Source organism: Massilia sp. ZL223, assembly GCF_018119395.1.
Classification (GTDB): domain Bacteria; phylum Pseudomonadota; class Gammaproteobacteria; order Burkholderiales; family Burkholderiaceae_D; genus Telluria.
The window spans coordinates 95,490-107,734 of sequence record NZ_JAGPWD010000013.1; the positions used below are offsets into that span (position 1 = coordinate 95,490).

Genomic DNA, 12,245 nt, shown 5'->3' on the forward strand with positions numbered 1-12,245 from the left:
CGTTCTCCTTGTTGTCGTGCTTGCTGCTGGTGCTGCGGGTCCGGCTCAGGCCGTCCTTCCGGCCATCCATGACTGGGTGGCGATATCGTCTTCGCGCTTGCGGATGGCGCGTTCCTGGTCGCGCGCGGCCAGCGCCTGCTGCTGCTCCAGCACCTTGCCCAGCAGCTCGCGCCGGGTCCAGGCGTCGGTCAGCTTGCGCTGCGAGACCGCCATGTTCGCTTCGTGCAGCTGCAGGTCGACCTTGTGGGCGTCGGCCATGGCCAGCACGTTCTGCTTGTAGGCGCCGCAGTTCAGGGCCAGCACCGGCGCCAGCGCGCCGGAGGGGCCGCTGCCCTCGGCCAGCGAGGCCAGGCGCGCCAGGTTGTTCTGGTAGCGGGTGCGGGTCGCTTCCTGGCTCGCCAGGTCGGCCTGCAGGCGCTCGACTTCGGTGCTGCGCAGCTGCACCATGGTCCCGAGGCTGGCGATCATCTGTTGCTTGTTTCCGCTCATGCCATCATCGCTTTCAGCTGGTCGATGCAGCCGGGCAGGGGCGCTTCTTCACGCGTGCCCTGGCACAGGAAGGCTTCGATCTGCGGCTGCAGGCGCACCGCCTTGTCGGTTTCCGGATCCGCGCCCGGCACGTAGGCGCCCAGCGGAATCAGGTCGCGCACGCGCGCATGGCGCGCCATCGCGGCCTTGAGCTTGCGCGAGGCGGCCGAATGTTCCGGGCTCACCACCTGGGCCATGCAGCGCGAGATCGATTGCGCCACGTCGATCGCCGGATAGTGGCCGCGCTCGGCCAGCTCGCGGGTCAGGACGATGTGGCCGTCCAGGATCGCGCGCGCCGAGTCGACCACCGGGTCCTGCTGGTCGTCGCCTTCGGCCAGCACGGTGTAGATCGCGCTCATGCTGCCCTTCGGGTTTTCGCCGTTGCCGGCCGATTCGACCAGCTGCGGCAGGTTCGAGAACACCGAGGGCGGATAGCCGCGCGTGGCCGGCGGCTCGCCCAGCGACAGGGCCACTTCGCGCAGCGCCATCGCATAGCGGGTCAGCGAATCGCACAGCAGCAGCACGTTCTGGCCGCGGTCGCGGAAGTGGGCCGCGATCGAATGGCACATCTCGGTCGCCATCACGCGCATCAGGGGCGATTCGTCGGCCGGGGCCACGACCAATACCGCGCGCTTCAGGCCTTCCGGGCCGAGCGATTTCTCGACGAATTCGCGCACCTCGCGGTTACGTTCGCCGATCAGGCCGACCACGATCACGTCGGCCACGGTCTGGCGCGTGATCAGGCCCAGCAGGACGGACTTGCCGACGCCGGAACCCGCCATCAGGCCGACGCGCTGGCCCTTGCCGATGGTGAGCATGGAGTTAATCGCGCGCACGCCCACGTCGAGCGCTTCCTCGACCGGGGCCTTGCGCAGCGGGTTGACCTTGGGCGGGGTGGTCGACAGGGGCTGGTCGCCGCCCAGCTTGCCCAGGCCGTCGATCGGCTCGCCCAGGCCGTTGACCATGCGGCCCATCCACGAGGGACCGATCATCAGGTCGCTCTTTTCCTGGACCGGGAGCACGCGCGCGCCGGTCACCAGGCCCTTGGCCTGCTTGAAAGGCATCAGGTAGGAGATCTTTTCCTTGAAGCCGACCACCTGCGCGTCCAGCCAGCCGCCGTCGACGGTCTCGATGCGGCAGCGCTGGCCGGTAGCAAGGCGGCATCCGCTGGATTCCAGCAGGAGTCCCTGGGCGCCGACCAGGCGGCCGGTCGGCAGCGCCACCGGCACGGCGCCGAGTTCGACGGAACGCAGGCGTTGGGCGAGGGCGGTCATGCGTCTTCCTCTTCCGACTCGTCGGCCAGCAGCTGGTCGCGCACCTGGTCCATCACGGCGGTGAGGCGGCCCTGGCAGCCGGCGTCGACTTCATGGTCGCCCGAACGCACGCGGCATTCGCCCGGCTCGAGCGCCGGGTCGGGCAGCAGGGTCCATTTCTTGGCGCGCTTCGGATCGAGCTCCAGCACGCGGCGCAGTTCTTCCGGATTGAGGAAGACCTCGACCTGTTCGCGCGAAGGCGGCATCACGGCCAGCGCTTCTTCCACCAGGGTGAGCAGCTGCACCGGCTGCAGGGCCAGTTCGGCGCGGATCACCTGGCGCGCGATCTTGCCGACCAGTTCCACCACTTCCTTGCGCTGCGCGGCGCGCAGGTCGGTCTTGAGTTTCTTGAGGCCCTTGAGCATGGCGTCGACCGGCCGGGCGATCTGTTCCAGCCCCTCGAGCGCCATGGCGCGGCCTTCTTCGATGCCGCGCTGAAGGCCTTCGGACTGGCCCATCGGATAGCCGTCGGCGCGGCCCTGGTCCAGGCCCGCTTCATAGCCTTCGCGCTGGCCCTGGCGGTAGCCGTCGGCCAGCGCGGCCTGCCATTCCTCGGCCGAGCCGGCGCCGTTGCCGGGGCTGGATGCGCCCGGCGGCAGCGCCGTCGTGAACTGGTGCAGCGGCGGGAAGTGATAAGGCCGGAATTGCTTCATTCGGCGGTCGCCTCGGCAAACAGCTGGATGTCGATTTCGCCGGCGTCGGCCAGCGCCTTCACGCTGACCATGATTTCACGGCGGGTCTGTTCGATGCGCGACATCGGGACCGGGCCCGAACGGCGCATCAGGTCTTCGAAGCTCTGCGCCTGGCGACGCGGCATCGCGGTCAGGATGGCGTCGCGCAGCGCAGGCTCGGCGCCCTTGAGCGCGATCGCCCACTGCTCGAGCGGCACGTCGTCGAGCAGGCGGGTGATGACCTGTTCGGTCTGGCGCGACAGGATGAAGAAGTCGTACATCGACATCTCGATCTGCGACACCACTTCCGGATCGTGGGCGCGCAGCAGCTCCACCATGCCGGCGCGGTTGTCCTGCAGGCGGTTGAGGATCTCGGCCACCTGGCGCACGCCTTCCACGCTGGCGCTCTGGGTGTCGAGCGCCGACAGGCAGCGGCCGACCAGCTCTTCCAGTTCGTACAGCACGTCGCGGTCGATCTCGTCCAGGCGCGCCATGTTCAGGAGCACCAGTTCGCGGCCGTCGGAAGGCAGGGCTTCCAGGATTTGGGAAGCCAGCACCGGCGGCAGGAAGGCCAGGAACACGGCCTGCATCTGCACGTGCTCGGAAGCGACGAATTCGGCCAGCCACTTGGGCGAGGCGTACTGCAGGCGCGCCATCTTGGGACGGATCGCGTCGCCGTAGATCGTGTTCAGCACGCTGTTGGCGATGTCGCTGCCCAGCGCCAGGTCGAGCGAGCGCTTGAGGTAGCTGCGCGACGCGCCGTGTAGGCCGCTTTGCTGGCGGTAGTCGTCGAAGAAGGTCTGGATCGCCGACTTGACGGCGTCGACCTTGATGCCGCTCATGCGCGACATGACCTGGGTCAGCTCCAGCAGTTCGTCGCGCTCGAGGCAGCGCAGGACGGCGGCGGCGCCTTCCTCGCCGATCGACAGCAGCACGATGGCGGCCTGTTCGACCGGGGTCAAAACGGTGCTTTCCGCGCCGTCGAAGTTATTCAGTTCGGCCATGTTTTTTCTGTACCCATTGTTTGACGACTTCGGCAACGCGCTCAGGCTCTTTGCCGGCGAGGACTTTCAAATGGTCGACCATGACGTCGACGGGCGAACCGGCCGGCGGCAGGTCGTAGTTTTCGAGCAGCGGGACGACAGCGCCCGGGCCTTTGTCGCCGGCAAGCTGCGGCGCGTTCAGGGCGGGGTTGCCTGCCAATGCAGGCGCGGTGTCGTTGCCCGGCAGTGCGGCGGCAGCGCCGTTCGGCGCGCCACCCGGCAGGGCAGGGGCGGCAGGGGCCAAGGGCGGCTGTGGCGCCAGGCGCGTGGTCACCGCGCGCAGCAGCGGGCGGGCCAGCAGGAGATAGGCGAGCAGGGCAGCGATAGCATAGACGGCCCAGCCCGTCATGTCGACCACGTTGTCGCGTTCCTGCCACCATTCCTGCGCGGCCGGCGCGGCCGGGAATGTCAGGCTTGAAACAGCCAGCACGTCGCCGCGCGCCGCGTCGATACCGAGGCCGCTGCGCAGGATCTTGTCGATGTTGGCCAGTTCGGCCGGGGTATAGCCGAGCTTCGGGTTGGCCGCGGTCGCGTTGTTCAGCACCACCGCCACCGACAGCTTCTTGAGGCGGCCGCGCGAGCGCTTGATCTGGGTGATCGCGCGGTCGTAGGCGTACTGGCGGGTGGTGGCGTTCTTGCGCGCGCTGCCGTCGTCCTGCTTGGCGGCGGCGGCGGCCGCGGCGGCCGGATCGGCGGCCTGGCCTTCCGGCGCGGCTTCGGCCGGCTGCGGCGGACGGTTCGACAGGGTGCCCGGCACGCCCAGGGCCATGCGGTTGCGCTCCATCTCTTCGCGCATCGCTTCGCTGGTGACCTTCGGCGCCTCGCCGTATTTTTCCTGGGTCTCTTCGACCTTGTCGTTGTCGACGTCGGCGGTGACGCTGAGCTTGAAGTTGTTGGCGCCCAGCACTGGGGCCAGCAGTTCGTTGACGTTGGTGCGCACCTCGTCGGTGTAGCGCTTGGATGCGCTGTCGCCCTGGACCGCGCCCTCGAAGCCGTCGCTCAGGTCGACGCGCGAGGACAGGTAGTTGCCGGCCTGGTCGACCAGCGACACACGAGTCGGCGCCAGGTTGGCGACGCTGCTCGAGACCATGTTGACGATGGCCGCGATCTGCTCGTTCGACAGGCTGCGGCCGGGTTTCAGCGCCACCACGACCGAGGCCGAGGACTGGTCGCCCGCGCCGGTGACGAAGGCGCTGGTCTTGGCGATCGCCAGGTGCACGCGCGCCGAGGCGATGGCGTCCATGGTCAGGATGCTCTGCGCCAGCTCGCCTTCCAGGCCGCGGCGGAAGCGCACGTCCTGCACGAACTGCGACACGCCCAGCGGATCGTTCTTGTCCATCAGTTCCAGGCCGGACGGCAGCTGGGCGGTCACGCCCTTGGCGGCCAGCAGCATGCGCACCTTGCCCAGCTCGCCGGACGGGACCATCACCTGGCCGCTTTCCGGATGCACCCGGTAGGGAATCTGCTCGGCTTCGAGCACGCTCATCATGTCGCTCGCGGAAACCTTCTCGCGGGCGCCGAAGACCGGCTTGTAGCTAGCCTGGTCTTGCCACAGGAACATCATGACGGCGGCCGTGATGGCCACAGCCAGGCCCAGCAGCAGGGACAGGTTGTTGCGCAGCGCCGGCGGCAGCGCGGGAACCGCGAGCTTGCCGCCGATAGCGGACTTGAGGGTAGAGATCACTGGAACGTCTCGTTAAGGAAAAAAGATCAGACCGGGAGCTTGAGCAGTTCGTCGACTGCGCCCATCACTTTGTTGCGGACCTGCATCAGCATCGAGAAGGACAGGCTGGCCTGCTGGGACGCCAGCATCGCGCCTACCAGGTCGTCGCTCTTGCCGGCATCGACGGCCGCCATGCGCTCGCCTGCGGCGCGGTCTTCGGCGTCGACGCCGGCGATGGCGTCCTTCATGGTCTGAGCAAACGAGAAGCTGCCTTGCGAATTGTTAAATGCACCCTGGGCCGAGAAGTCGGCGGCAGGCTGGATCGCGAGACGGTTGGCTTCATTGGTCAGTTGTGCAAGGTCGGCTTTGATCAAGCCGGCGAGTTCGGTAGCCATTTGGGTTCCCATGCAGTTTCTGTGTTGTTTGACGACGACAAAATGTGACTTATTTTGTTGTCCCGCAGCCTCGAAGAGGGCCTGAATTGTTAAATCTTGATCTACGAACGCCCGTTTGTTTCTGCCCCTCTCACGCTGTATTTACCTCTGTGCGTAGAGGAGAGGGCCCTTGTTGCTGCGATGCGATGAAGAGATCTTACCGTAGGGCAAGTAGGAAATCAAAGGAGAATCTCAAAGTGTCGTACGCAAATATCCCTGTATAATAGTTGCTTGTGGGAATGAAAAAACGTCATTTCTCGTTACTTCGTAACAATTACATATGCCGATCAATCCACCCGACCGTTCGCGAGACTATCAAGTGATCGATCCGGCCCTGCTGGGCCGGCCCGTGCATTTGTTGCCGACCTTCGCCGCCCGCCTGTTCGAATCGCTGGGCGAAGCCATGGCCTCGCCGGCCGGGCGCCGCTATTGGGGCGCTTACCGTCTTATTGAACTCAAGTTCGAGCGCGCCCCTGAACAGGCAGGCCTGCGCTGGCAAGGCGTGGCGGGGCGCTTCGGCGTCGCCGCCGTCGCCTTCGAGCGCTTCCTGCTGCTGGGCTTGCTGGAAGGGCGCTACGCCCGCCGCGCGCCCAACCAGGCGGGCCAGCGCGACCTGGCCAATGAAAGAGTCACCGCCACCGAGGAACGCCTGGCGGCGACCCTGACCCAGCAGCTGGCCGCGCTGCTCGACGCCCGCGTGGCCGAGGGCATGGCGGCGGTGGGCGCCCCGGTGCCGGCCGAGACCCCGCCGGGCCAGGTCGGCACGGCCGCCGCGCCGGGCAAGGCCGGCTGGGTGATCCGGGTGGCGCTGCGCGCCCCCCAGGCCGAGCAGGACAGCCTGCTGTGGATCGGTCTCGACCAGCAACTGATGGGCCATGTCCTTCAGGGGCTGATGGCGGAGAAGGGCAGTACGCGCAGTACGCGCGGCGCCCAGGAGCCGCTGGCCGCGAGCCTGCACGTCAAGCTCGACGGCCGTCTTGTCAGCAAGGAGATCACGCTCGCGGCGCTGTTCGACCTCCAGGTCGGCGACGTGATCTCCGTGTCGGTCGGGCGCGCCGACGTGCTGCTGGATGAATCGCGCCTGTTCACGGCCGCCGTGGCCGAACACAAAGGGAAGTTGTGTTTAACCTCTTTTGAAGATGCCGAATAAATGGATATGAATCTCAACGAGCAACTGGCTGGCGCGGACCTCATCATCGACGACCTCGACGGCGTCGAAGCCGCCACCGCCGCCGCCGGCAAGAAGGCCGGCCGCCAGCTGCCGCAGATGATGCGGCGCATCCCGGTCACCCTGACCCTGGAAGTGGGCTCGGCCCGCGTCTCGCTGCAGGAACTGATGGCCATCGGCCCGTCCTCGGTGGTCCCGCTCGACGCCCTGGCCGGCGAGCCGCTGGTCATCAAGGTGAACGGCACTGCGATCGGCCGCGCCGAAGTCGTGGTGGCCGGCGAACAGTATGGCCTCAAGGTCGTCGATCTCGACGGCCTGAACCTGGACCTGCTGGCGTCATGATGGGTGTCTCCCGCGGCGCATGGCTGCGCCGCGCCGCTCCCCTTGCGGGGGCGTTGCTGCTGATCGCCCTGCCTGTCGCGGCCCAGCAGCAGGACGTGCTGCCCGGGGTGATTCCCGGCTCCAGCCAGGGGATGACGGTCAAGTCGCAGATCCTGGTGCTCATGACCCTGCTCGGGCTGCTGCCCGTCATGGTCATGATGATGACGAGCTTCACCCGCTTCGTGATCATCCTGTCGCTGCTGCGCCAGGCCCTCGGCCTGCAGCAGGGCCTGCCGAACCGCATCATCACCGGCATCGCGCTGATCCTCACCCTGTTGGTGATGCGCCCGGTGGGCGAAGCCGTGTGGCGCGACGCCTTCCTGCCCTACGACAAGGACAAGATCGGCCTGGAGCAGGCCCTGAAGATCGCCGAAGTGCCGGTCTCGCGCTTCATGCTGGCCCAGACCAGCAAGACCTCGCTGGCCCAGGTCGCGCGCCTGGCGGGCGAGCCGGCCAACCTGGCCCCGGAGCAGCGCGGCTTCACCGTGAAACTGGCGGCCTTCGTGCTGTCCGAGCTGAAGACCGCGTTCCAGATCGGCGCGATGCTCTTCATTCCCTTCCTGATCATCGACCTGGTGGTGTCGTCGGTGCTGATGGCGATGGGCATGATGATGCTGTCGCCCCTGGTGATTTCGCTGCCCTTCAAGCTGCTGCTGTTCGTGCTGGTCGATGGCTGGACCCTGACCGTGAATACCCTGGTCGGCAGCATCCACGGCTATTAGAGATAGAGAGAATCTTCGCATGAGTCCCGATATCGCTGTCGACCTGGTGGTCGAAGCCCTGCAACTCGTGATGCTGCTGGTGATGGTCCTGGTGATCCCGGGCCTGCTCATGGGCCTGGTGGTGGCGCTGGTGCAGGCCGCCACCCAGATCAACGAGCAGACCCTGAGCTTCCTGCCGCGCCTGCTGGTGACCCTGCTGGCCCTGATCCTGGCCGGCCACTGGATGACGACCACCCTGATGGATTACTGCATCTCGGTATTCCAGCGCGCCGCCACCCTGGTAACCTGAACCCCGATGGAACTGGTCAGCTTCCTGCTGCCCCTGCTCGGCGCCCTGTGGTGGCCCTTCGCCCGCATCATGGCGATGATGGCCACCGCCCCGGTGCTGGGCGAAGCCACGGTGCCGATGCCGGTCAAGGCCCTGCTGTCGGTGGTGCTGGCCTTCCTGATGCTGCCAATTACCAAGGGCGGGGCCATGCCGGATCCGTTCTCGCTGGCGGGCGTGGTGGCCATGTTCGAGCAGGCCGTGATCGGCGGCGTGATCGGCCTGGCCCTGCAGTTCGCGATGGCCGTGATCTCGATGCTGGGCTTCCTGGCCTCGAGCCAGATCGGCTTCTCGATGGCGCAGATGAACGATCCGGTCAACGGCGCCGTGTCCGACGTGGTGTCCGGCCTGATGGCCCTGGTGGCGATGCTGGTGTTCTTCGCCATCGACGGCCACCTGATCCTGATGACGGTGCTGGCCCAGAGCTTCAAGGCCTGGCCGGTGGGCGGCGGCTGGGGACCGATGCTGCTGGAATCGGTGGCCCTGAACCTGGGCTGGGTGTTCGCGGCGGCGATCCTGCTGGCCCTGCCGATCGTGTTCTCGACCATGGTGGTGCAGGTCGGCTTCGGCTTCCTGAACCGCGTGGCGCCCAGCTTGAATTTGTTTTCGCTGGGCTTCTCGCTGGTGACCATCTTCGGCCTGCTGATGCTGGTGCAGCTGGTGCGCTTCATCCCCGACCATTACGTTTCCATGACCAACCAGGTGCTCGAGATGCTCGGCGAGCAGATGAGGATTGCCCATGGCCGATAGCGGCACCGGCGGCGACAAGACAGAAAAGCCGTCACAGCAAAAGCTGAAGAAGGCGCGCGAGGAAGGGCAGGTCGTCCGCTCGCGCGACCTGTCGACCGCGGTCGGCATCCTGATCAGCCTCAAGCTGCTGTCGATGCTGCTGCCGGGCTATGTGGATGACTTCCGCGGCCTGTTCCGGCTGGTCTACGCCCCGCTGGGCGAGACCGGTGCGGTCGAGAATGCGATGTCGGTGGTGTTCAGCGGCGCGCTGCTGCTGCTGGTGAAGATGGTGCTGCCCCTGGCCGCGGTGCCGGTGGCGATCATGGTGGCCAGCGTGGTGCCGGGCGGCCTGATGGTTTCGAGCAAGAACCTGGCGCCGCGCTTCGACCGCCTGAGCCCCATGAAGAACCTGGGCAACCTGTTCACGCAGAAGCACTGGATCGGCTTCGCGACCTCGGCGGCGAAAGCGGTGGCCCTGGGCCTGGTGCTGTGGTACGTGAGCCGGGCCGGCATGAAGGCCTATCTCGAGCTGCAGCGCATGCCGCTGGGCGACGCCATGCTGCACGGCAGCGGCATGATGTTCGACGCGCTGATGGCCCTGGTGGCGGTGTTCCTGGTGTTCGCCCTGATCGACGTGCCGGTCCAGTATTTCCTGTTCATGCGCAACCAGCGCATGAGCAAGCAGGAAGTGAAGGAAGAGCACAAGAGCAGCGAGGGCAAGCCCGAGGTGAAGCAGCGCATCCGCCAGCTGCAGCACCAGATGGCGCGCCGCAGCGTGCGCAAGACGGTGCCGACGGCGGACGTGGTGATCGTCAACCCGGAACACTATGCGGTCGCGCTGAAGTACGACACCAGCCGCGCCGAAGCCCCCTTCGTGGTGGCCAAGGGCGTGGACGAGATGGCGCTGTACATCAAGCAGATCGCGCGCGAGCACAGGATCGAGACGCTCGAGCTGCCGCCGCTGGCGCGCGCGATCTACAACACCAGCCAGGTCCAGCAGCAGATTCCCGCCCAGCTGTACCAGGCGGTGTCGCAGGTCCTGAATTACGTCCTACAACTGAATGCGTTCCGTGCAGGCCGGCGCCCCGCGCCCCCACGGTTCCCCAACGAGGTGGCCGTGCCATCTCACCTGAGTGAGGTTTCCGCATGAATTCCTTCAACGCCTTCATCTCGGAGCTGAAGCGCCAGAAGTTCGCCGCTCCCATCTTCCTGATCGCGCTCCTGGGCATGATCATGCTCCCGCTGCCGCCGATCCTGCTGGACGTGCTGTTCACGTTCAACATCGTGCTGGCGCTGATCGTGATCCTGGTTTCGGTCTCGGCCAAGCGGCCGCTCGACTTCTCGGTCTTCCCGACCGTGATCCTGGGCACCACCCTGATGCGCCTGGCGCTGAACGTGGCCTCGACCCGCGTGGTCCTGCTGAATGGCCACAACGGCCCGGACGCGGCCGGCCATGTGATCGAATCCTTCGCCAATGTCGTCATCGGCGGCAACTTCGTGGTCGGCCTGGTGGTGTTCGTGATCCTGATGATCATCAACTTCATCGTGGTGACCAAGGGCGCGGAACGTATCTCCGAAGTGTCGGCGCGCTTCACCCTGGATGCGCTGCCGGGCAAGCAGATGGCGATCGACGCCGACCTGAACGCCGGCCTGATCAACCAGGAACAGGCTACCCAGCGCCGCAAGGACGTGGCGGCCGAGGCCGACTTCTACGGCGCCATGGACGGCGCCTCGAAGTTCGTGCGCGGCGACGCCATCGCGTCGATCCTGATCCTGATCATCAACCTGGTCGGCGGTATCGCCATCGGCGCCCTGATGCACGGCCTGCCGATGGGCGAAGCCTTCCGCGTGTATGCGCTGCTGACCATCGGTGACGGCCTGGTGGCCCAGATCCCGGCGCTGCTGCTGTCGGCCGCCGCCGCGATCCTGGTGACCCGCATCGGCGAGTCGGGCGACCTCGAGAACCAGGTCGGCGGCCAGCTGCTGGCCCAGCCGGCGGTGCTGTTCGCGGCCGGTGGCGTGATGGTCATCCTCGGCCTGGTGCCGGGCATGCCGACCATTACCTTCTTCATCTTCGCCGGCGTGCTGTTCTATGTCGGCTGGAAGCTGAGCAAGCGCGTCAAGGCGCCCGACACCGCGGGCGTGGCCGCCATCGAAGCGGCCCTGCGCGACGAGCGCGCGCCGGAACTGGATTGGCAGGCGCTGCCGGTGGTCCAGCCGGTCACGGTGGCGGTCGGCTACAAGCTGGTCGGCATGCTGGACAAGGCCCAGGGCGAGACGCTGACGAAGCGCATCAAGGGCGTGCGCCAGAGCCTGTCGGAGCAGATGGGCATGCTGCTGCCCGCGATCGGCGTGCGCGACGACCTGGCCCTGCGTCCGTCCCAGTATTCGATCAGCCTGTCGGGCACCGTGGTGGCCGAGGCCGAGGTCATGCCCGAGCACCTGATGGCGATCCCGTCGCCCAACGTCTACGGCCAGCTGGACGGCATCCCGGGCATCGAGCCGGCCTACGGCATGGCGATCACCTGGATCACGCCGGACCAGAAGGCGCATGCGCTGGGCCTGGGCTACCAGGTGGTCGAAGTGGCGAGCGCGATCGCGACCCATACCTCGAAGGTGGTGCGCGAATACCTGCACGAGCTGTTCCGTCACGAAGACGTGCCGGCCATCCTGGAGCGCCTGACCGCGCTCTCGCCCAAGCTGGCCGCCGCGCTGGACAAGGCGCTGACCCACACCCAGCTGCTGCGTGTGTTCCGCGTGCTGCTGGCCGAGAGCGTCTCGCTCAAGGACATCGTGGTGATCGCCACCACCTTGCTGGACAGCTCGGAAACCACCAAGGATCCGATCCTGCTGGCGGCCGAGGTGCGCTGCGCGCTGCGCCGCCAGATCGTGTCCGGCCTGTACGGCAAGAAGAAGGAGATGCCGGCCTTTAACCTGTCGGCCGAACTGGAGAACATGCTGCTCGGTTCCCTGAACCAGGCGCGCCAGAACGGCGGCGGCAAGGTGGCGCTGGACAACTTCCCGATCGATCCCCAGTTGCTGTCCCAGCTGCAGATCAACATGCCGGTGGCGCGCGAGCAAATGAAGCAGGCGCACACGCCGCCGCTGCTGCTGGTGCTGCCGCAGGTGCGCCCGCTGCTGGCCCGCTACGCGCGCCTGTTCGCGCCGGGGCTGCATGTGCTGTCGTACAACGAGATTCCCGAGAACCGGGATGTGTCGATCGTGGGGACGGTGGGTTAACAAGTCAGGCGCAAAACCGCGGGGGCGG

Annotated in this window: 13 protein-coding genes; 7 read left to right on the forward strand and 6 right to left on the reverse strand. The window is 66.8% G+C overall.

All coding sequences use genetic code 11. The features are described from left to right. Nucleotides 1–45 precede the first annotated feature (45 nt). From KBW95_RS10835 to KBW95_RS10860, 6 genes are read right to left on the reverse strand one after another with little or no spacing between them, the layout of a single operon-like run. Nucleotides 46–489, reverse strand: coding sequence for a flagellar FliJ family protein (locus tag KBW95_RS10835; protein ID WP_211526536.1), 444 nt, complete (start codon nucleotides 487–489; stop codon nucleotides 46–48). Then, complete coding sequence (gene fliI / locus KBW95_RS10840) at nucleotides 486–1,802, reverse strand: flagellar protein export ATPase FliI (RefSeq protein WP_211526537.1); 1,317 nt, start codon at nucleotides 1,800–1,802, stop codon at nucleotides 486–488. Before fliI ends, KBW95_RS10835 begins: the two co-directional genes overlap by 4 nt. Continuing rightward, nucleotides 1,799–2,494, reverse strand: coding sequence for a flagellar assembly protein FliH (fliH, locus tag KBW95_RS10845; RefSeq protein ID WP_211528241.1), 696 nt, complete (start codon nucleotides 2,492–2,494; stop codon nucleotides 1,799–1,801). Before fliH ends, fliI begins: the two co-directional genes overlap by 4 nt. Beyond that, the gene (locus KBW95_RS10850; protein WP_211526539.1) at nucleotides 2,491–3,516 is read right to left on the reverse strand and encodes a FliG C-terminal domain-containing protein; all 1,026 of its coding nucleotides are present in this window, start codon (nucleotides 3,514–3,516) and stop codon (nucleotides 2,491–2,493) included. The genes fliH and KBW95_RS10850 overlap by 4 nt, the downstream gene beginning before the upstream one ends. Then, the gene (gene fliF / locus KBW95_RS10855) at nucleotides 3,500–5,239 is read right to left on the reverse strand and encodes a flagellar basal-body MS-ring/collar protein FliF (protein WP_211528242.1); all 1,740 of its coding nucleotides are present in this window, start codon (nucleotides 5,237–5,239) and stop codon (nucleotides 3,500–3,502) included. Before fliF ends, KBW95_RS10850 begins: the two co-directional genes overlap by 17 nt. A gap of 26 nt (nucleotides 5,240–5,265) precedes the next feature. Further along, nucleotides 5,266–5,613, reverse strand: a complete 348-nt coding sequence (locus tag KBW95_RS10860; RefSeq protein ID WP_211526541.1) for a flagellar hook-basal body complex protein FliE — start codon at nucleotides 5,611–5,613, stop codon at nucleotides 5,266–5,268. A 319-nt stretch (nucleotides 5,614–5,932) separates the two neighbouring features. On the opposite strand from KBW95_RS10860, the gene KBW95_RS10865 reads away from it, so the two are divergent. From KBW95_RS10865 to KBW95_RS10895, 7 genes are read left to right on the forward strand one after another with little or no spacing between them, the layout of a single operon-like run. After that, nucleotides 5,933–6,802, forward strand: a complete 870-nt coding sequence (locus KBW95_RS10865) for a FliM/FliN family flagellar motor switch protein (RefSeq protein WP_211528243.1) — start codon at nucleotides 5,933–5,935, stop codon at nucleotides 6,800–6,802. Then, a complete protein-coding gene (locus tag KBW95_RS10870; RefSeq protein ID WP_211526543.1) occupies nucleotides 6,803–7,162 on the forward strand; it encodes a FliM/FliN family flagellar motor switch protein in 360 nt (119 codons plus the stop codon). Then, a complete protein-coding gene (fliP, locus tag KBW95_RS10875; protein WP_211528244.1) occupies nucleotides 7,159–7,923 on the forward strand; it encodes a flagellar type III secretion system pore protein FliP in 765 nt (254 codons plus the stop codon). Before KBW95_RS10870 ends, fliP begins: the two co-directional genes overlap by 4 nt. Nucleotides 7,924–7,942: 19 nt before the next feature. Beyond that, entirely contained in the window at nucleotides 7,943–8,212 is a 270-nt protein-coding gene (fliQ, locus tag KBW95_RS10880; protein ID WP_211526544.1) for a flagellar biosynthesis protein FliQ, read from the forward strand. Between the two features lie 6 nt (nucleotides 8,213–8,218). Next, the gene (gene fliR / locus KBW95_RS10885) at nucleotides 8,219–8,998 is read left to right on the forward strand and encodes a flagellar biosynthetic protein FliR (RefSeq protein WP_211526545.1); all 780 of its coding nucleotides are present in this window, start codon (nucleotides 8,219–8,221) and stop codon (nucleotides 8,996–8,998) included. Beyond that, a complete protein-coding gene (gene flhB, locus KBW95_RS10890) occupies nucleotides 8,988–10,127 on the forward strand; it encodes a flagellar type III secretion system protein FlhB (protein WP_211528245.1) in 1,140 nt (379 codons plus the stop codon). The genes fliR and flhB overlap by 11 nt, the downstream gene beginning before the upstream one ends. Next, on the forward strand, nucleotides 10,124–12,217 hold the full coding sequence (locus KBW95_RS10895) for a flagellar biosynthesis protein FlhA (protein WP_211526547.1): 2,094 nt from the start codon (nucleotides 10,124–10,126) through the stop codon (nucleotides 12,215–12,217). The genes flhB and KBW95_RS10895 overlap by 4 nt, the downstream gene beginning before the upstream one ends. Nucleotides 12,218–12,245: the final 28 nt, after the last annotated feature.

Bases quoted from the DNA above. Each gene is read 5' to 3' on its own strand.
- KBW95_RS10835 (WP_211526536.1), bottom strand. From the start codon at position 489: ATGAGCGGAAACAAGCAACAGATGATCGCCAGCCTCGGGACCATGGTG.
- fliI (WP_211526537.1), bottom strand. From the start codon at position 1,802: ATGACCGCCCTCGCCCAACGCCTGCGTTCCGTCGAACTCGGCGCCGTG.
- fliH (WP_211528241.1), bottom strand. From the start codon at position 2,494: ATGAAGCAATTCCGGCCTTATCACTTCCCGCCGCTGCACCAGTTCACG.
- KBW95_RS10850 (WP_211526539.1), bottom strand. From the start codon at position 3,516: ATGGCCGAACTGAATAACTTCGACGGCGCGGAAAGCACCGTTTTGACC.
- KBW95_RS10860 (WP_211526541.1), bottom strand. From the start codon at position 5,613: ATGGCTACCGAACTCGCCGGCTTGATCAAAGCCGACCTTGCACAACTG.
- KBW95_RS10865 (WP_211528243.1), top strand. From the start codon at position 5,933: ATGCCGATCAATCCACCCGACCGTTCGCGAGACTATCAAGTGATCGAT.
- KBW95_RS10870 (WP_211526543.1), top strand. From the start codon at position 6,803: ATGGATATGAATCTCAACGAGCAACTGGCTGGCGCGGACCTCATCATC.
- fliP (WP_211528244.1), top strand. From the start codon at position 7,159: ATGATGGGTGTCTCCCGCGGCGCATGGCTGCGCCGCGCCGCTCCCCTT.
- fliQ (WP_211526544.1), top strand. From the start codon at position 7,943: ATGAGTCCCGATATCGCTGTCGACCTGGTGGTCGAAGCCCTGCAACTC.
- fliR (WP_211526545.1), top strand. From the start codon at position 8,219: ATGGAACTGGTCAGCTTCCTGCTGCCCCTGCTCGGCGCCCTGTGGTGG.
- flhB (WP_211528245.1), top strand. From the start codon at position 8,988: ATGGCCGATAGCGGCACCGGCGGCGACAAGACAGAAAAGCCGTCACAG.
- KBW95_RS10895 (WP_211526547.1), top strand. From the start codon at position 10,124: ATGAATTCCTTCAACGCCTTCATCTCGGAGCTGAAGCGCCAGAAGTTC.